The organism is Pantoea sp. UBA5923 (assembly GCF_002431095.1).
Lineage (GTDB): Bacteria > Pseudomonadota > Gammaproteobacteria > Enterobacterales > Enterobacteriaceae > Pantoea > Pantoea piersonii.
Genome location: NZ_DJDN01000028.1, coordinates 20,203 through 37,572, shown reverse-complemented (window position 1 = coordinate 37,572; position 17,370 = coordinate 20,203). Strand labels below are relative to the sequence as shown.

20 protein-coding genes are annotated in these 17,370 nt (G+C 60.1%); all 20 read right to left on the bottom strand.

The features are described 5' to 3' along the window. The coding region (locus B3797_RS07315) for a beta-ketoacyl synthase N-terminal-like domain-containing protein (RefSeq protein ID WP_311790754.1) at positions 1-163 on the bottom strand (163 nt) is incomplete at its 3' end. Continuing rightward, positions 160-891, bottom strand: a complete 732-nt coding sequence (locus B3797_RS07310; protein WP_311790753.1) for a 3-ketoacyl-ACP reductase FabG2 — start codon at positions 889-891, stop codon at positions 160-162. The genes B3797_RS07310 and B3797_RS07315, both read right to left, overlap by 4 nt. Then, complete coding sequence (locus B3797_RS07305) at positions 888-1,364, bottom strand: 3-hydroxy-fatty acyl-ACP dehydratase (RefSeq protein WP_414693043.1); 477 nt, start codon at positions 1,362-1,364, stop codon at positions 888-890. The genes B3797_RS07310 and B3797_RS07305 overlap by 4 nt, the downstream gene beginning before the upstream one ends. Next, the gene (locus B3797_RS07300) at positions 1,364-2,515 is read right to left on the bottom strand and encodes a beta-ketoacyl-[acyl-carrier-protein] synthase family protein (RefSeq protein WP_311790751.1); all 1,152 of its coding nucleotides are present in this window, start codon (positions 2,513-2,515) and stop codon (positions 1,364-1,366) included. Before B3797_RS07300 ends, B3797_RS07305 begins: the two co-directional genes overlap by 1 nt. Then, positions 2,512-3,084 carry a DUF3261 domain-containing protein gene (locus B3797_RS07295; protein ID WP_311790750.1) on the bottom strand — a complete coding sequence of 191 codons (573 nt, stop codon included), beginning with the start codon at positions 3,082-3,084 and terminating at the stop codon, positions 2,512-2,514. The genes B3797_RS07300 and B3797_RS07295 overlap by 4 nt, the downstream gene beginning before the upstream one ends. Further along, positions 3,066-5,378, bottom strand: a complete 2,313-nt coding sequence (locus B3797_RS07290; RefSeq protein ID WP_311790749.1) for an MMPL family transporter — start codon at positions 5,376-5,378, stop codon at positions 3,066-3,068. The genes B3797_RS07295 and B3797_RS07290 overlap by 19 nt, the downstream gene beginning before the upstream one ends. Then, on the bottom strand, positions 5,368-5,973 hold the full coding sequence (locus B3797_RS07285; RefSeq protein WP_311790748.1) for an outer membrane lipoprotein carrier protein LolA: 606 nt from the start codon (positions 5,971-5,973) through the stop codon (positions 5,368-5,370). Before B3797_RS07285 ends, B3797_RS07290 begins: the two co-directional genes overlap by 11 nt. Then, complete coding sequence (locus B3797_RS07280) at positions 5,967-6,386, bottom strand: thioesterase family protein (protein ID WP_311790747.1); 420 nt, start codon at positions 6,384-6,386, stop codon at positions 5,967-5,969. Before B3797_RS07280 ends, B3797_RS07285 begins: the two co-directional genes overlap by 7 nt. Beyond that, positions 6,379-8,088, bottom strand: coding sequence for a glycosyltransferase family 2 protein (locus tag B3797_RS07275; protein WP_311790746.1), 1,710 nt, complete (start codon positions 8,086-8,088; stop codon positions 6,379-6,381). The genes B3797_RS07280 and B3797_RS07275 overlap by 8 nt, the downstream gene beginning before the upstream one ends. Beyond that, positions 8,082-8,429: a hydroxymyristoyl-ACP dehydratase gene (locus B3797_RS07270; RefSeq protein ID WP_126688685.1), complete on the bottom strand. Its 348-nt coding sequence runs from the start codon at positions 8,427-8,429 to the stop codon at positions 8,082-8,084. Before B3797_RS07270 ends, B3797_RS07275 begins: the two co-directional genes overlap by 7 nt. Next, on the bottom strand, positions 8,416-9,744 hold the full coding sequence (locus B3797_RS07265) for an AMP-binding protein (RefSeq protein WP_311790745.1): 1,329 nt from the start codon (positions 9,742-9,744) through the stop codon (positions 8,416-8,418). The genes B3797_RS07270 and B3797_RS07265 overlap by 14 nt, the downstream gene beginning before the upstream one ends. After that, complete coding sequence (locus B3797_RS07260; RefSeq protein WP_311790744.1) at positions 9,741-10,304, bottom strand: hypothetical protein; 564 nt, start codon at positions 10,302-10,304, stop codon at positions 9,741-9,743. Before B3797_RS07260 ends, B3797_RS07265 begins: the two co-directional genes overlap by 4 nt. Before the next feature lie 4 nt (positions 10,305-10,308). Then, the gene (locus B3797_RS07255) at positions 10,309-10,560 is read right to left on the bottom strand and encodes an acyl carrier protein (RefSeq protein WP_409373225.1); all 252 of its coding nucleotides are present in this window, start codon (positions 10,558-10,560) and stop codon (positions 10,309-10,311) included. 20 nt (positions 10,561-10,580) lie between these two features. Continuing rightward, on the bottom strand, positions 10,581-10,838 hold the full coding sequence (locus tag B3797_RS07250; protein WP_311781775.1) for a phosphopantetheine-binding protein: 258 nt from the start codon (positions 10,836-10,838) through the stop codon (positions 10,581-10,583). Between the two features lie 10 nt (positions 10,839-10,848). Further along, positions 10,849-11,655 (bottom strand): lysophospholipid acyltransferase family protein, encoded by an 807-nt coding sequence (locus B3797_RS07245; RefSeq protein ID WP_311790743.1) that lies wholly within the window; start codon positions 11,653-11,655, stop codon positions 10,849-10,851. Beyond that, complete coding sequence (locus tag B3797_RS07240; RefSeq protein WP_311790742.1) at positions 11,648-12,376, bottom strand: beta-ketoacyl synthase chain length factor; 729 nt, start codon at positions 12,374-12,376, stop codon at positions 11,648-11,650. The genes B3797_RS07245 and B3797_RS07240 overlap by 8 nt, the downstream gene beginning before the upstream one ends. 224 nt (positions 12,377-12,600) lie before the next feature. Further along, on the bottom strand, positions 12,601-12,987 hold the full coding sequence (locus B3797_RS07235) for a hypothetical protein (protein WP_311781778.1): 387 nt from the start codon (positions 12,985-12,987) through the stop codon (positions 12,601-12,603). A gap of 233 nt (positions 12,988-13,220) precedes the next feature. After that, positions 13,221-14,594 carry an efflux transporter outer membrane subunit gene (locus B3797_RS07230; RefSeq protein WP_311790741.1) on the bottom strand — a complete coding sequence of 458 codons (1,374 nt, stop codon included), beginning with the start codon at positions 14,592-14,594 and terminating at the stop codon, positions 13,221-13,223. Next, the gene (locus B3797_RS07225) at positions 14,594-15,688 is read right to left on the bottom strand and encodes an HlyD family secretion protein (RefSeq protein ID WP_311790740.1); all 1,095 of its coding nucleotides are present in this window, start codon (positions 15,686-15,688) and stop codon (positions 14,594-14,596) included. Before B3797_RS07225 ends, B3797_RS07230 begins: the two co-directional genes overlap by 1 nt. Then, positions 15,685-17,370 (bottom strand): MFS transporter, encoded by a 1,686-nt coding sequence (locus B3797_RS07220; RefSeq protein ID WP_311790739.1) that lies wholly within the window; start codon positions 17,368-17,370, stop codon positions 15,685-15,687. The genes B3797_RS07225 and B3797_RS07220 overlap by 4 nt, the downstream gene beginning before the upstream one ends.

The following is a 17,370-nucleotide window of genomic DNA, read 5'->3' as shown; positions in this document are numbered from 1 at the left end:
CGATCGGCGCGCCCAACAGCGTGTGAAGGCCGTCGTAAACCTGCCACTCCGGCATGCGACGCACCGCATTTTTACCGGCGCGCAGACGCGTCGCTATCTCCTGCCACTGCTCGCCAAAAGCCGTGACGCCACCCATGCCGGTTACTACTACACGATGCGTCACAGCATGCCTCCATTGATAGAAATAACCTGGCGCGTAACATAACCGGCGATGTCAGACATCAGATAGCTCGCCAGCCCAGCCACCTCTTCCGCCGCGCCCATACGTTTCATCGGGACGATTTTCAGCGCTTCCTCCACCACATGCGGTTCCAGCCCTTCCATACCGGTATCCACCAGTCCGGGAGCGATGCAGTTCACGGTGATTTTGCGTTTCGCCAGCTCGATCGCCAGCGCCTTGGTGGCGCCAATAATCCCGGCTTTCGCCGCGCTATAGTTAACCTGCCCGCGATTGCCCGCAATGCCGGAAACCGAAGAGAGCGTGATAATGCGTCCGCCCTGACGCAGGCCGATCATCGGCATTACGCAAGGCTGGATAACATTGTAAAAGCTGTCGAGATTAGTATGGATAACGCTGTCCCACTCATCACTGGTCAGTGCGGGGAAAGCGGCGTCGCGCGTGATGCCTGCGTTGCTGACAATGCCGTAATAAGCGCCATAGGCATCGATATCTTTTTCCAGCGCGTCGCGCGTCGCGGCGCGATCCGCCACGTCGAAACTCAGCAAACGCGCGCTGCCGCCTGCGGTCTGGATAAGCGCCAGCGTCTGCTCTGCGCCATCCTGGTCGCGGTTAAAATGCACCGCGACCTGAAAGCCGTCCTGCGCCAGGCGCAGCGCGATGGCGCGGCCAATCCCTTTGCTTGCGCCAGTAACTAACACGGAACGCGTCATGGCTGTTTTCCTTGTAAAATCAGTTGTTGTAACTCTTGTTCGTCAGGTTGATAGGTGTTTAGCCTGCCACTGGCGAGTACGCGATCGCCATAGCGGATTTCACCCTCAAAACTGCCCATACGCTCGTCGCGCATCAGCAGACGCAGCGTAATATCGAGCGTGATCGCGCCGGGAAAGGTTGCCGCCGCTGCGCGCCAGTTTCGTCCCCCCAGCAGCATCCCGGGCTGGATCTGTTGTGCCCCGGCGCGTCTGGCATGCCAGCCGGACCAGACACCCACGGTTTGCGCCATGATCTCGACGCCAAACCAGGCGGGCAGCTCGCCCTGCGCATTAAGGAAAGGTGCAAGCACGCCGTCGGGCGCAGTAGAAACCTGACAATGTACGCTCTCATCATCTACTGCAATCACGCGGTCAACCAGAACCATTGGCGTCCGATGCGGCAAATAGTCGTGGGCGGAAAGCGCTTTACTCATCATAAACGTCCTAAAATCAGGCAGCTGTTATTACCGCCAAAGGCAAAAGAGTTCGAGGCGATAACGGGTTTTTGCAGCCTTTGTCGTGCCAGCAGCAGCCCGCAGTCGGGCAGGCTCTCATCCTGGGTTGTCATTGAAAAATCCTGAGGAGGCAACGGTAAACCGTCGCGCAGGATCAGGGCGGCGAGAGCCGCTTCGATAACGCCCGCTGCGCCTAACGTATGGCCGGTAAGATGCTTGGTCGAACTCGAGGGAACTTCGTTACCAAATAAACGGTGCACCACTCTGGATTCAATTTGATCGTTAAGCGGCGTCGCCGTACCGTGTAAGTTGATATAGCCCACCTCCTGCGCCGTAATGCCTGCACTGTTCAGCGCCATCTGCATAGCGCGCTGAGCCCCCTCGCCTTCAGGATGCGGCGCCGACATATGCCAGGCATCCGATGACTCTCCTGCGCCCAGCAAGGTCAGCGGCTGCGGTTCGCGCGTCAACAGCATCAGCGCGGCACCTTCGCCGACAGAGATGCCGTTGCGCTCGCGGCTAAAAGGCGCGCAGCGCTGCTCAGAAAGCGACATCAGGCTGTCGAAACCGTTAATCGGCATACGGCTGAGCGAGTCCGCGCCGCCGACCAGCGCCACGTCTGCCAGCCCGGCGGCAATCAGCCGCTGACCGCTGATAATGGCGCGCGCGCTGGACGAACAGGCGGTGGAGATAGTGTATGCCGGGCCGTCAAGCTGGAGATAATTCGCCAGAAAGCGCGACGGATCGCCCAGCTCCTGCATCTGATAGTGATAGTCACTGTAAGGCGCGCGCCTGTATCGATCGCCTTCATCTACCCCTGAGGTGCTGGTGCCCAGCACAATCGCAACTCGTCCGGCACCGTGTTTCTCCACTGCCGCATCCAGCTCTGGCCGAATTTGCGCCAGTGCCGCCAGCAGCAGTTGGTTATTGCGCGTATTATGCGCCGCCAGATGCGGGGGCACCGCGGGCAATTCGCCCTCTACCGCACCAAGCCAGCAGCGTCTTCCGCCGCTCAGCCAGCCGTCGCGCGGCTGCATGCCCGGCGCGAGACCGCGCTCCAGATTTTGCGCAATGGTCGTTAAATCATTGCCAAGCGCGTTAAGCATGCCAAACGCGGAAATGTAAATCATGATGCATCCAGATGTTGAATACGGATCTGGTAGCCAAACGCTCGCTGCCGGATACTGACCGGCTCGCGCTGGCCGCCACGTTGTAGGTAGTTAATTTCAGTGACGACGTTACCCTGCGCGTCGCGCAGCAACCGGGTCATGCCCACATCTTCCAGCTTCCAGCCTGGCGGCAGTGCTCGCAGCCACACCGCAACCGGCCACTGGCTGAGCATGATGTCCGCCAGCACCTGACTGGCTGGCGGCAGCTGCGGCAGAGGCATCAGCTGCTGGCTGTGAATGCCCTGGGCATCGTAAGTGACGCGAAACAGGCGAATACCTACTGAGGACAATCCAGCCAGTTCGATTTTCTCGCCGTCCGCGTTTAACAGCACCAGCAGCGACTGGCTTTTTCCCCCGACCTCGCCGGTAAGCAACTGCTGTTGCTGGAACCCTGGCGTCAAGCCCGGCGGCGGCAGCGTGACGCGCACGCCAGGCTTGAGCCAGGCGGTAGGCCGCGCGCTATCGGGCGCATGGCTGGCGCAACCGCTCATTAGTAAAATCGACAACAAAGTCAGAGCGACTCGCCGCATTTTCTTTTCCTTGATTTAGATGGCCGCAGCGCCAGCGGCGAGATCAGAAAGGCGCTGAAAATCCCACTGCACAGCACAACGCCGAAGCTGGATATGGCGCTGGTGCTGCTGAATACCAGCATCCCCAGCGTCAGCAAGGTGGTCATCATCGCCAGCGACACCGCCAGCAGCGAGGTCAGGGGCGTGCCTTTCGGGTTGCTGAAAAACAGGGTGTAATTGATGCCGATGCCAAGCACCAGCGTCAGCGCCAGCAGCGCAAAGAGATTAAGCGAGGCGCCGAGCCAGCCGAGCGTGGCGAGCGCCACGGCTAACGACAGCGCTGAGGGCGTGACGCTGCGCAAGCCCGCCTTTAATCCCAGACGCAGCACGTAGCTCAGCGCGATAAAAAGCAGCGCCAGCGCCAGCAGGCCACTCAGCAGCGTACGCCAGAAGCTGAACAGCGCATCATAGCTCGCCTTGCGATTAACCCAGCTGACACCCGGCAGCTGTTCGGCCAGATGCTGCAGCGCTGCGCTGTTGTGCACCCCGCCTGCCGGCACCAGCACGCCGCTACGTCCATCCGGCAGCGACAGCCATAACAGCCGCCAGCCGGCGCTAAGCGGGCTGGCCAGCCAGGCCTCTGGCGTAACGGGCATCGGTTCGATATGAGGCGGCGTCAGAGTCAGACCTGCCTGTTGCAGCCTTGCCATAATGCGCGGGGCCGCGTCGCGCAGCAGCGCCGCATCTTCCTGCTGCTGTTGCAGCGAACGTAACGGCAGAATGCGCGCTGTCTCCAGCCAGCCTGCTCGCTTCGCCTGCTGCAATGCAGGCGATAGCTTAGCCAGACGCTGCAGCGTCTGCTCCGGCGTATCGCCCCAGACCACAAACCAGGTCTGATCTGTGCGCTGACCGGTCAGCGCGGCGATCAGGCGATCCTGCGCCAGTAAAGACTGCGGTGCGCTTTGCAATTTCGCAATATCATCATCGACGCGCAGCTGGCTGACGCCCGCAATCGCATAGATCGCCAGGCTCAGCGGCAGGCCGACGCGCAGATAGCGATTACGGCGCCACGCCGCCAGCCAGCGCCCAAACCAGACCATCAGCGGCACTGGACGCACAGGCAGACCGCGTACCAGCCAGGGATAGAGCAGGATCACCGTCAGGCAGGAAGCGGTCAGACCGCTGGCGGCAAATACCGCCAGCTGGCGCAGGCCAGGAAACGGCGCCAGCAGCATTAACAGCCAGGCGATCGCCGTGGTGCCCAACGCCAGCAGCAGCGTGCCGCGCACCTTATGCAGACTTTCCCACGGCGAGGCGTGCGCGCCATGCACCATCCGCTCCGTCAGATAATAGAGCGTATAGTCCGCCGAAATGCCGACGATGCTGAGACTCATCACCAGCGTCATCAGATGCAGCTCGCCGAAGCAGAGCAGCGTCGCTACCGTACCGGCCATCGCGCCGACGGCGACTGAAGCGATGCTGAGCAGCAGCGGACGCAGCGAACGAAAGACCAGCAGCACCAGCAGCAGCACGCCGCCGATGGTCACCGCGCCCAGCGTTTCCACATCCTTTTGCGCCCGCTGGCTGGCGTCGTCGCTGAACAGTACGGTGCCACGCGTCAGCAGCTGCGCGTCGGGCCAGCGTGATTTTAGCTGCTGCTCAAGAGCCTTAAGCCGCATAACCAGCGCATGATTCTCTTTGATGCTGAAGGCGTTGGTCGCCAGCTCGCCATGCAGAAAATACCAGCGCTTTCCCTGGTTCTCCTGTACCGTCAGCCAGTTGTCGCGCAGCACCATACGATCGGCGTTTTGCTGAAGGGCCAGCTGCGACCCGCGCGTCAGCATAAGCGGATCGCCCTGCATCTCTTTGCTGCTCACGCCGGCGAAGGCGGAGAAAAGCTGCGCCAGTATCCAGTCAGCCTGCGTCTGATTGCGTAACCGTTCACGCGTGGCGTCGTCGATTAAGCCGTTGCGGTGGGACCAGGCGAACCGTCCCCACTCTGACTGACGCTGTTCATCCAGCGCGCCCTCAACTGCTTTCAGCTCCGGTAGCGTCTGCAGCTGCGCCTGCCACCAGACGGCGGCCTGCCTGCCCTTGTCGCCGTCCGCCGTCACCAGCCAGACCAGCTGCCGATCGAGGCGCTGCATAAAGCCTTGCTGCAGTTCAGACGGCGCGGCGCCAAGCGTTTGCTGGGGCAGCAGCGCCAGCACGCTGCTGTTAAGCGGGCTGCGCGGCAGCATAAACGCCAGCGTTAGCGCCAGCGCGACGCAGAAAATCAGCCAGAGACCTGCCAGCAGGCGAGCGTTACGGGGCAAAGCGAGCACGCTCCTCGGCGCTAAGCTGTGGCGGCTGAGTACGGGTATTGCTGAGTTCGATATGCGTGCGATCGCCCTGCGCATCGTTCAGGTCGATTCGCTCGAGAAACGTCTCGCCGGACAAATCGATGCGTCTGAAGATTTTATTCAGCGGCGCAGACTTCGGCGTCAGGGCCAGCGACCAGCGCGCGTCGCCTTTATCCTGAAAATCGATCGTAAAGTTCTCTCGCAGTACGCGTTCATCCGCTTCAAACAGCGCGCGCAGCAGATGATTGAACTGAAACATCTGCGGGTTAGCCTCGGCGGTCACTGTCTGCGGCGGCTGACCGTTGAGGGTCTGAACCATACGCTTATCATCAAGCAGCAGCGTCATAGCGAAAGGTGTGCGCTGATGCCACCATAGTCCCTGCGGTTGGGCAACCAGCAGCTCCCCGTGTGATATCAGCGGCTGCGCCATGCCAGCGATAGTGCGCGTCTGAACGAAATCCGCGCGGATCACGGGCTGGCTGGCGAACCGCTGTTGCAGCTCGGCCAGCGTGACGGCGCTGGAGATGCTGCTCCAGAGCAGTAGCGCGCTGAACAGATATTTCAACATCCCTTTACTCCCAGTTTTTCCAGTAGAACATCTGGTGAAACAAAACAGATCTCTTGCGTTTGCTGGCTTACCGCCACCTGCAACGTGTGGGCGCGCGTCGTGACCTGCCCCTCGGCGTTTTTTATTTCATAATCTATGCGCAGACGATTTTCATATTCGGTGATGCGCGCGCTAACGCGGACGCTCTCTTCGCAGCGCAGCGGCTGGCGATATTTTACGTGGGCATCAACCACCGGCCAGACATAGCCGCTGGCCGCCATCTCAGCGTAGCTGTAGCCGACCTGGCGCAGCAGCGCTTCGCGCGCCTGTTCGAAAAAGCGAAAGTAGTTGCCGTGCCAGACCACGCCCATGGGATCGCAGTCGTGGAAGGAGACCGTTAGCGTTATCTCGACGGCGTGCAGATTGTTACTCATCCGGGGACTCCTCGCGGCGCGCCCGGTTCTCAGGCAGCGACCAGAAATCAAAAAAATTAAACCAGTCGAGCGGCGCCTTCAGCGCGTAAGCCTCAAGCCGTTGCGCATAGCGATCCACCGCCGCCTGCAGTGCCTGCTGGCGCGTGGCGCGCGGCAGCAGCAGCGGATCGGCGAAGGGTTCGCAGTAGACGCGCAGCATCCCTTGCTCGCGCAGCGCGAACATCAACATTACGGGGCAGCGCAGCGCCGACGCCAGCACAAAGGGCCCCTGAGGAAACGGGGCGGGCTGTCCAAGAAAATCGCTCCAGACTACGCGCGATACGCCGCCGCGCTGGCGATTGACTGCGGTTCGATCGCCAACAATCGCCACCCATTCACCCGCATCGATTTTTTGTTGCAGCAGGATGGCGGTTTCCGGGCCGATATTCGATACAGGCAGCAGGTTAACCCCAGCATCAGGCGCAATGGTTTCCAGCACAGCGCGAAATCGCTGCGCGTTATCGGTAAAGACCAGCGCATTGATAACCAGTCCGCTCACCTGCTGCGCCATAGCGCGGCACGCTTCAATATCGCCCAGATGAGAGGCCAGAATCAGCTGCCCCTTCCCCTCGGCCCGGCGTATCGTCGCCTCGGCACCAGGGGCGAAGTCAATCTCTTTGCCCCAGCGCAGGTCGCCGCGCCAGCTGGCGACTTTATCCAGCATCGCTTCAGCAAAGCGCAAAAAGTGACGGTAGCTATTGAGCGGCTGCGGAAGCGTGACGCGGCGGCTTTGCGCGCAGGCGGCAACGCGCTGCAGATAACGCTGCGACGCGCGACGCGCGTTCAGGCCGGTCAGCCAGTAGACTGCCACCACTGGCCAGAGCAGCAGCGTAAAGGGCAACCGCCCGCCGTAGCGCCACAGCGCCAGCATAAAACGCAGCCCGGCCTGCCCGCGTCGCTCTGGCTCGCCAGACCAGTGTCGCTGTTGCCTGCGCATCGCCACCAGCTTAGGAATGCGCGGCAACATGCCGAAAAAAAGCCGGGTATGCATCCACGAAATGCGCAGATTGTCCCGCAACGCATCGAAATGCGACAGGCCCGCTTCGGGATAGACCACGCGCGTTGCGATAAAGCGGCTCGGCGTGCCCTGCCAGTAGAGCCGCACCATAATCTCGGTATCAAAATCCATTCGCTGGCCGATTGAGCGCCGGTCGCACAGCGCCAGCGTGGGCACCAGAGGATAAACGCGGAAGCCGCACATGCTGTCCTTAATGGAGAATGACAGCGTTTCGACCCATACCCAAAAGTGGGTGACATAGCGTCCATAAAGCCGTGCTTTAGGCACCGAGTCATCATAGCGAGGACGACCAGAGATCAGCTGTTCCGGGTAGCGGCGCGCCTCCGCCAGCATCAGAGGCAGATCCTCAATGGCATGCTGGCCGTCAGCGTCAAGCTGCAGGGCGTGGGTATAACCTTGTTGTCTCGCGGCGCGCAGCCCAAAAATCACCGCCGCCCCTTTTCCCTGATTCGCGGGCAGGCGCAATATATCAAGCTGATCGGCGTGAAGCTGCGCCAGCTGCTGCTGCGTCGCGGCGTCGCTGCCGTCATCCACGATAATGATCGGCAACTTAAAAGGGGCCAGCCGCGCAAGCACCGACGCCATGGTTGCGCCATGGTTATAACAAGGGATCACCACGCAGGGCGAAAAGTCGGTATTCAGCACAGCAGGATCTTCCCACTGCTGGCGCTTTGCTGCTCGCCATCGCGCAGCAGCAGATAGCGGAAGCTGACACGGGATTTGCTTTCATCCCAGTCGAGTTCAAGCTGGAGATGGGAACCAGGCGGCACCGGCTGCTGAAATTTGATATTTTCAAGCGCGCTGAAAACCTTGCCTGGCGCCAGCAGCGTGGTCGTATAGTGCATAACCCAGTCGAGTTGCGCCACGCCGGGCAGAATGGTCAGCGCGGGAAAATGGCCCTGAAACCAGAAAAGGTCAGCCTCAACCTGAAAGTGAAACAGCGCCTGCGATCCGCTGATTTTACGGCTGCGCTCAATCGGCAACATGAAAAAGCTCCTCAATTTGTGTCCAGGCGCGTTTGCTCTGACTGGTGACGGGCATCTCTTCTACGACGCGCCAGTAGCGCGGTAGCGCGACCGGCTCCAGCCAGGGATGCAATTGCCCGCGCCAGAGGCGTTTTAGCCGACTCAGCTCCACGGCTGTTGGCTGCCAGTCAAGCTGTACGGCAACGGCGACGGCACGACGGCTGCCGCGCGTCATCACCAGCGCGGCGGCATCTTTTACGCCTGGCAGCGCCAGTACGCGGCGTTCCACTTCGCTCAGCGAGACGCGTTTATCTTCGATTTTCACTACGCGATCGTGGCGTCCCGCCAGCTGAAAACATCCGGTCTCGTCTGTCTCCAGCCGATCGTCCAGCAGCCAGCCGCTGGCGTCAGGAAGCAAATCTGAGAAGATCTGCCAGCGTTCGCCCTCTGTTTTGTTCAGGCGAACCGCGGGAAAGCAGCGCCAGGACGGCGTTTCGCCATCATGCTCGCGCCAGGCGATCACGCCTGTTTCTGTACTGCCGTAAATCTCGTTGATGCGGCAGCCCAGCGCCTGCTGCGCGGCCTCCGCATGCCCTTCTTCCAGCATGCCGCCCGCGGAAATAACCAGCGCGCACTCTGGCGCGGCAAGCGATGCGTCAAGACGTCGTAAAAAAGCGGGACTGCTGATAAAAACGTAAGGCTTATCTCGTTCCAGCTGCGTCAGTTGCTCGTTGTACAGAATCTGTTGCGCCGCAAACGGACAAGAGAGCGACATCGGCATAAACAGGCGGAAACTTAACCCATACAGATGCTGGTGGCTGACGGAGGCGATAAACCGACACGATGCGGCCTGAGCGCCCCAGCGTTCAATAAGCCATTGCGCCTCACGCTCCATCACCGCCAGCGGCTTGTGTACGGCGCGCGGCGTACCGGTAGAGCCGGAGGTAAACAGCACCAGCGCAGCATCGTCAGGCAGCGGCGGCAGCGCGTCCTCGCTTTCTTCTTCACGCCACATCAGATGCGGTAGCCTGATATCAAGAGGCATATCGCTGACGACGCCGTCTATTTCCGCACGCATCTCCTCCAGCTGTCGGGCGCGACAGTGGCCTGGGATCACCGGGGTCTTACCCGCGTACCAGGCCGCCAGCAGCGCCACGCAAAAGCGGTAGGTGTCGTCGAAACAGAGCGCCCAGCGCTTCTCTGGCACAGCGGCGAAGCGCGCGGCGAGCGCAGCGGCCTGACGGCGCATGGTACTGCGCAGCAGCGGACGCTCGCCGCGAAAGGCGACCACGCCCTCTGGCGCGTTTAGCCATAAGCTGACCGGTAATATCTTCATCTTTCCTGTCTGATTCGCTGGCGCACCAGCCACTCCCCTGCCATCAGCGAGCCTGTCAGCAGATAACTGATGCCACCGTTCCACAGCGTCCACCAGTTAAGGTTTCCTGCCACGCAGGTCGCTGCGGCGATGCTGCCGTTAAACAAAAAGAACAGCGACCACAGCCAGGTGACACGGCGCGTATAGTTGACGCCTTGCGGCGACAGGTCCGGCTCGCGCAGGCGCGCGATACGCTCCACCAGCGGCATCGGGCCGCGCAGCGAACCGGCAAACATAATGAGCAGCAGCAAATTCACCAGTACCGGATACCACAACAGCAGATGCAGGCTGCGCAGCGCGCCGGCGCTGAAAGTAAAGATTGCGCCGAACAGCGACAGCCAGGCGCTGAGCCGCGTCATCGCAGCGGGCTTGCCGCGCAGCAACCACCAGCGCAGCGCAAAGATAACGCTAAGTGGCCAGAACAGAATCTGCCATTGCGGATGGGCTGCAACGAGCAGCACGATAAACGGCCACATTAGTAGCGAAAGCGCATTCAGCAGACGCAGCGCGGCAGACAACATCGGCTCAGGCGCTCTCTCGCATTAGCTGCTCAACCGCATCCACGACATCTTGCACAGTTCGCACAGAGCGAAAGGTCTCTGGCTTGATTTTGCGGCCCGTACGCTTTTGCAGATGCACCACCATGTCGACCGCATCGATGCTGTCGAGCTCAAGATCCTCATACAGACGCGCGTCCGGGCGAATAGCCTCAGGATCGGTTTCAAACAGGCTGGTCAGCAACGAAGCGACTTCCTGATAGATCTCATCTTTATTCATCACAGGTTGGCTCCTGACGCTTATGCCTGTTGCTGTTTAATAAATGTCGCCAGAGTGGCAACGGAGAAAAAGTGCGCGCGCAGCGTCTCGCTTTCAGCGGAAAGCGCCACGCCATAGCGGTTTTTCACCGCCAGGCCCAGTTCAAGCGCATCGATTGAATCCAGCCCCAGACCTTCGCCAAAAAGCGGCGCTTCGGTTTCAATATCATCGGGCGTGATGTCTTCGAGATTCAGCGTCTCGATGATCATCTGTTTTAGGGTGTTGATAAGTGCGTCCATTGTGTTTCCGTCAAACGTCTTTTTCTTGGGGTGGTACCAGTGCCTGCTGCAGGTAGCGGGTCAGGCGACGCGCCGCCAGAGGCTGCGCGTCCTCGCTGGCTGCACGAAAGGGATGGCTGCTGATTTGTGCCTGTACGCGAACGGTAAACAGCGGCTTAACCGGTGGAATTTGATACCAGCGGCTCTGCTTGTCGAGCATACGCTGCGTACAGCTGATATGAACCACGCGCAGCGCGCAGCCGGCGCGCACTGCGATATTGGCAGCGCCCCGCTGCAGCTTAAGGGCCTCGCCGTAGCGCGTGCGCGTTCCTTCAGGAAAGATCAGGATGGTGTCGCCGCGGGCGAGACGCTGCTGACTGTCAGGGAGCAGCGTTTCAGCTTCGCTGTTAATCAGATAGTCCGCCGCGCGTATCACGCCGCGGAAGAAAAGGTTGTGCCGCAGCTCCGCTTTAACCAGACAGTCCATCTCCGGCAGTACCGAGGCGATCATCACATAGTCAATCAGCGAGGGATGGTTAGCGACAATCAGGCAGCCTTTATCCTGCTGTAACAGCTCCGCGCCGATAATGCGATAGTCATAGACGCCAACAAACCGACAGAAGCGCAGGAAACAGCGGAAGCTCCAGGCAATACTGCGGCGAGCCAGCGCGCGGCGACGCGTTGTATTGCGCTGAAAAAGCAGCAGCAGATTGAACCAGATAAGCGACAGCAACAGGCCGCCTACGCTAAACAAGCTAAAGCTTACGGCGGTCATAACCAGCCGCCAGTAATAGTTAACGTTCAAGCGACGACGCATGACGATAGAGGAATCAGCCATGGCATTTCTCCCACTGCCAGTCCATACGCGCGCCCGGCAGGGTAAATTCAGACGCATCGCTCAGCATGCCGTGCAGGAACGCCAGGCTTTGAGGCAGCGCGCCGGGCAGCTTGCCCGTTTGCGGGCGAGCTGAACACCTGAGGCTGTTGCCCACGGCCAGCACAAGCCCGACTGCGTAAGGTACCTGTCCAGCGCACTCCGGCAGCCAGGGCGAATAGTAATCGGGTATGGCGCCCTCAAAGTCGACTAACAGCACCTTTTTGTATCCCGCCTGATGCAGCGCAGTGACCTCAATAAGGGCCTGTTGAAAGGAGTCGATACCCGCAGAGATCGAGGTCGAAACCAGCGGTTGCTGCGCGGCGATAGTCAAACTGCCGACGGCAGAGTTATGCACCGACATAGCAAAATCTGTGGGCGAAAGTGCCTGCTCGTCCGCTAGCGCCGTAAGGATACGCAGGTTGCGCTCCAGCTCACCGTGGCGACTGGTAAAAACCACCGCGTCCGCGGGCTGGCGCGCCAGTAAGGCGAGTCCACACTCTACGGCCGCGCGGCTGCCGCTGCTCAGACGACGCGCGGTCATCATCGGCAGGAATTGAGGTTTTGCCACAGGAAGAGTCGGATCTAAAACAGGAGGTTGCTGCGCCCAGCGTTGCCATACATCCCGACTGGCCAGTCCCGGAGCCAGTGCCTGCCATTCAACAAGCGAATATGCCAAATTCATAACTGCGCTCTTATTTTGTGCCTTGCGAAATCAGCGCCAGCCAGGCAACGTTTCGATGTCCTGATTGAAAAAACGGATAATTGCTGGGATGGCCTTCATAACGCTCTGACGTGCATAACCACGGCAGAAAATGAAGGTGCAGCGATTTTAAATATCGGCAAACCACAATTTTTCTTTAGGAAAACGCCTGCCGTTGCCTGAGGATAGCGACGGCAGGCGCAATATTATTTCAGAGCCTGAGCGGCCAGACGCAGCTGAATATCCTGGTCAAGATTATTCACCCAGCGATTATAATTGGCGTGAATTTTCCCGTCTTTCGCATTCAGGTTTTGACTGCTGACGTACTGGATAGAATAGCTTTGCGGCGTATAGGTCACGCGGATATTGGCAACAAACTCGCGCTGCGCATAGCGGCCATTAATTACCCCTGGCGCGACGGGCGTCATCACCCATTTGCGACCGAGCCCTGCCTCAATAATCGCAGTTTTCATCTGGTTATCAGAATAATGCTGCGTAAGTGACTGGTCGACGTTATGTACAGGCGCAGTGCGTGCGCAGCCCGTTAATAACGTTGCCGCAAGAGTCATTATGATAAGAGAATGCTTAGACATGTTTTTATTCCTTTATTACCTGTTACAGGCAGGCGGAAAGCTCCATACGCTTACTGAGCGCGGATCGAACCGATCCACACCTTTCTGCTTAGATCCAATCGAAACCGCGCTATGTTAACAGATAATGTAAAGACACGTAAGCAAAAGTATGCTTATGAACCAGCGGTTCATTAACAAAATGATTAAAAGATTTACTGATAACGCAGCAAAAGCGTCCAGCTTGTCTACATCGTTCAGTGCGCCTGCCAGCCGCCGCCCAGCGCGCGATAAAGCGCGACCTGCGCCAGCAGAAGATTATTCTTCACCGATACCAGATTAAGCTGCGTGTTGAACAGCGTGCGCTGCGCGTCCAGCTCGTCAAGATACGAGGCGTAACCGTTTTGATAGCGATTGCGGGCGATACGCAGCGCCTCGGAAACATACTCCTCCTGCTTCTGCAGCTCCGCCAGCTGCGCCTGGCCCTGCAGAATCGCATCCATTGCGTCATTCACCTCGGAAAAGGCGTTGCGAACGACTTTTTCATAGCTGTAAAGCGCCTGATTGCGCGCCGCCATCGAAACATCGACCTGCGCCGTCAGCGCTTCGCGGTTCAGCAACGGCGCCAGCACGCTGCCGCCGTTGCTCCAGAGACGAAACGGATTGTCGAGCAGCTGATGCAGCTCGTTGCTTTGCAGGGTGCCGCTCGCGGTAAGGTTGAGCGACGGCAGCAGCTTCGCTTTTGACGAGGCGAGCGTCGCGTCCGCCGCCAGCAACAGGCGCTGGGCCTGCACGATATCGGGCCGCCGGTTAAGCAGCTGCGAAGGCAGCACCTGCGGCATCTGCTGCGGCATAATCTGGCTGAACTGCGGTCGGCGCGCAATCTCGCGCGGGTTCATGCCTACCAGAATGCTCAGCGCATTCTCCTGCTGCGCGATCTGATGCTTTAGCTGCGGCACCTGTGCTTTCGCCGCCTGAAACTCGGATGCCGTCTGCATCCATTCAAGGCGCGAGCTGTAGCCCGTTTCGAACTGGCGCTGCGCCAGCCGCAGCGAATTGCCGCGCGTCGCCAGCGTTGCTTCGGTGACGCGCAGCTGCTCGTCCAGCGCCACCAGGCTCATATAGCCCGACGCCACCGAGCTGGCGACGGTGAGTTCTGCCGCCGATGCCGCCGCGCGCTGCGCCTCCAGCGACGCTTCGCTGGCCGCAATGCTGCTGCTGCGCGCCCCCCAGAGATCGACGTTGTAGCTGGCCTGCAGCAGCCCCTGATAGACAGCGTTCTCGTACGGCTGTCCGGTAACGGAAGACAATGCGCGCTGATGCGTCACCCCTGCGCCTGCGCTCAGCGTAGGGAAATTGTCGCCCTGCGCCGCGCGCAGCTGGGCGCGATACTGCTCGACGCGCGAGCGTGCCGTAAGGATATCGAGGTTATTACGCAGCGCCTGCGCCACCAGCCGGTTCAGGTTATCGTCACCGAAGGCGTGCCACCATTCCGCTTCCGGCGCGGCGGCGGGCCCGACCTGATTACGCCACTGCGGCGGGATCGGCAGCGATGACGGCGCTTTTTCCACCTCGGTGGCGCAACCGGCCAGCGTCAGCGCCGTCAGGCTGGCAAGTAACAGCCGCCGCATCACTCCACCGCCTTGTTGCGAGGTTGCGCGGCGGTATCAATACTCACCTCTACCGACATGCCGGGCCGCAGCTCGCGCATATCTTCAGATTCGATGGCGATACGTACCGGAATGCGCTGGGCAATTTTTACAAAGTTGCCCGTGGCGTTGTCTGGCGAGATGGCGCTGAATTCCGAACCCGCCGCTGGCGAGATAAATTCCACATGGCCGTTAAAGCGTTTGCCGTTGAGCGCGTCAACGCGGAAGGTGACCGGCAGGCCAGGACGAATAGCCGCCATCTGCGTCTCTTTCATGTTGGCGATAATCCATTTATGGTCCGGCACCACCGAGGTGAGACGCGTACCAGCCGTCACGTAGGCCCCTTTGCGCACCGAAAGCTGACCGAGCTGACCGGCATCCGGCGCGACGATGCGGGTATTCGCCAGGTCGATCTCCGCCAGTTCCAGCGCGGCCTGGGCGCTGGCGACATCGCCTTCAAGGGAGGCGCGATTAACGATAACGGTTTGCAGATTCTGCTGCGCTACCGCCACCTGCGCCTCCGCCTGGCGTACCTGCGCCTGCGCCTGCGCGTTGGCGGCGCGCGCCGCATCGCGCTCACGCACCGAAAGTGAGCCGTCGGCGGCCAGGCTTTCGACGCGTTTCAGGTCGAAGCCCCCTTTCAGCGCCTGCGCTCTGGCGTTCTCCAGCGCGGCTTTATTGCTGACAATGGTGGCTTCAGCGCTGCGGCGCTGCTGCTGGTTGTTGCGGAGCGCCGCCTGCTTCATTGCCAGCTGCGCCTGCGCCTGATGCACGCGCTGGCGGTAGATGCGATCGTCGATGGTCATCAGCAGTTGCCCTTTCTGCACCGGCTGGAGATCCACCACCTCGACCGAGGTCAGATAGCCACTGACCTGCGGGCTGATAAAGGTCACCTGCCCGCGCACATAGGCGTTTTCGGTACTCTGTACCGCGCTGGTAAAGGGCCAGAGCTGCCAGGCGTAAAGAATAACCAGGACGCCAAGAATAACGATGCCGCTCCCTGCCGCAATGGAAAGAATACGTCGACGATTGGCACGCTCGCGCTCCGCCGCCTGAAGTTCATCCTGCTGACTCATTGTGACTCCATAGATTCTTGTGATGCGGCCGCCAGGCGCTGCTCCTTCAGGTTGAAGCGCGCCTGCCGCCAGTTAAGGTATCGCTGACGGGAGAGACGCCACAGCGCCCACATCAGCGTAATGAGCGCCAGCGCCGCCGTCAGTAAATAGGTATCGTTATAGGCCAGCACGTTCGCCTGCAGCGTCGCGACGCTCTGCAGCTGGCTGGTGCTTTGCGCGCTCTGCAAAACAGGATCGCCTACCTGGCTGTTGAACAGCGCGCCATACTGGCTGAGGCGCTCCGTAACGTTAGGATCGAGCAGCGACAACTGATCGCCCAGCAGGCTGGAGTGATATTTCTCGCGCCAGACCTGAAAGGTGCCAAGGATAGCTGAGCCGATCAGCCCGCCCAGATTCTGGCTCATGCCGAACAGCACCACAAAGCTCACCAGATTTTTCGGCTGCGTCACGACGCTGCCAATACCGATCAGCATAGCGGGCGCCATAAAGAAGGTGCTGCTGAAGCCGAGCAGGAACTGGCTGATATACATATTGTTGGCACGCGTTATCGGGCTGGAGTGGGCATCCATCAGCGAGGCGACGATCATTACCGCCAGCGAGACCACGATGGGCCAGTTAAGATGCGTCGGCTTGATGGTCAGGGCGCTGGTGACGATACCGAGCGTCATGCCGCCGATAATCGCCAGCGACAGGCCGCGCATCTGATCGTTCAGCAGGCCCAGCTGCTGCAGGAAGCCTACCGCGCCGGTATTCTGCTCCGCCAGCACGATACGTATCATAATCATCACGATGCCAAGACGCACCATCATGCCGCTGCTTAGCCAGCGCGTATTAATCAGCGGGTTTTTCCGGTTGTGCTCGATAACGATCGCCGCAACGATCAGCACCAGCGCAATAGCCAGGCAGATGCCGAGCCAGGGCGTGGTAAACCACCATTCGATGCGCCCCAGCGACAGCACGCCGCAGAGCAGCGCCATACCGGGTGCCAGCAGCATAAAGGTGACAAAATCGAGCTTTTCAAACGCCTTAATGCGGTCGCCCGGCGGCAGCTTCACTACCAGCACGCATCCCAGCGCGATCATCGCCAGGCCCAGCTCAAACAGGTAAAGCCCGCGCCACTCCTGCAGTTGCAGCAGCTCGGTCGAAAACAGCCGCGCCATCGGAATAGCGAACTGCGAGACGGTCAGGCCGATCACCAGCGCCTTAAGCCGGTGTTTCGCCGGCCACGCCTGTATCTGGTAATAGATCCCCAGCGAACTGAGCGCCGCGCCCGCCATGCCATGCGCGGCACGCACGATGATCGCCGAGCTGAGATCGTTGGCAAAAAGGTGGAAAAAAGCCACCAGCACATAGAGTACCAGGAAGGCTTCAGTGAAAACGCGCAGGCCAAACTGCTGGCGAAACTTCACCAGCAGCAGGTTGATGGAGATATTGCCCATCACGTAAACGGCGGGCAACCAGGCGATTTCACTGGAGTAAGCGCCAAAAGTGCCCTGAAGATTGGTGAGGTTCGCCGTGACCAGCGCGTTGCTGAGCGCGCCGGTAAGCGAAATCAGTAAGCCGATCAGGCCAAAAGCGATCCTTTTCGGCGGCGAATGGATCGGGGTCGAAGGCGAACCCGGCAGCATGGGTTTCTCATGCGGCAACCATTCTCGCGGCGCGTAGGGATTGCGTCTGGCCAC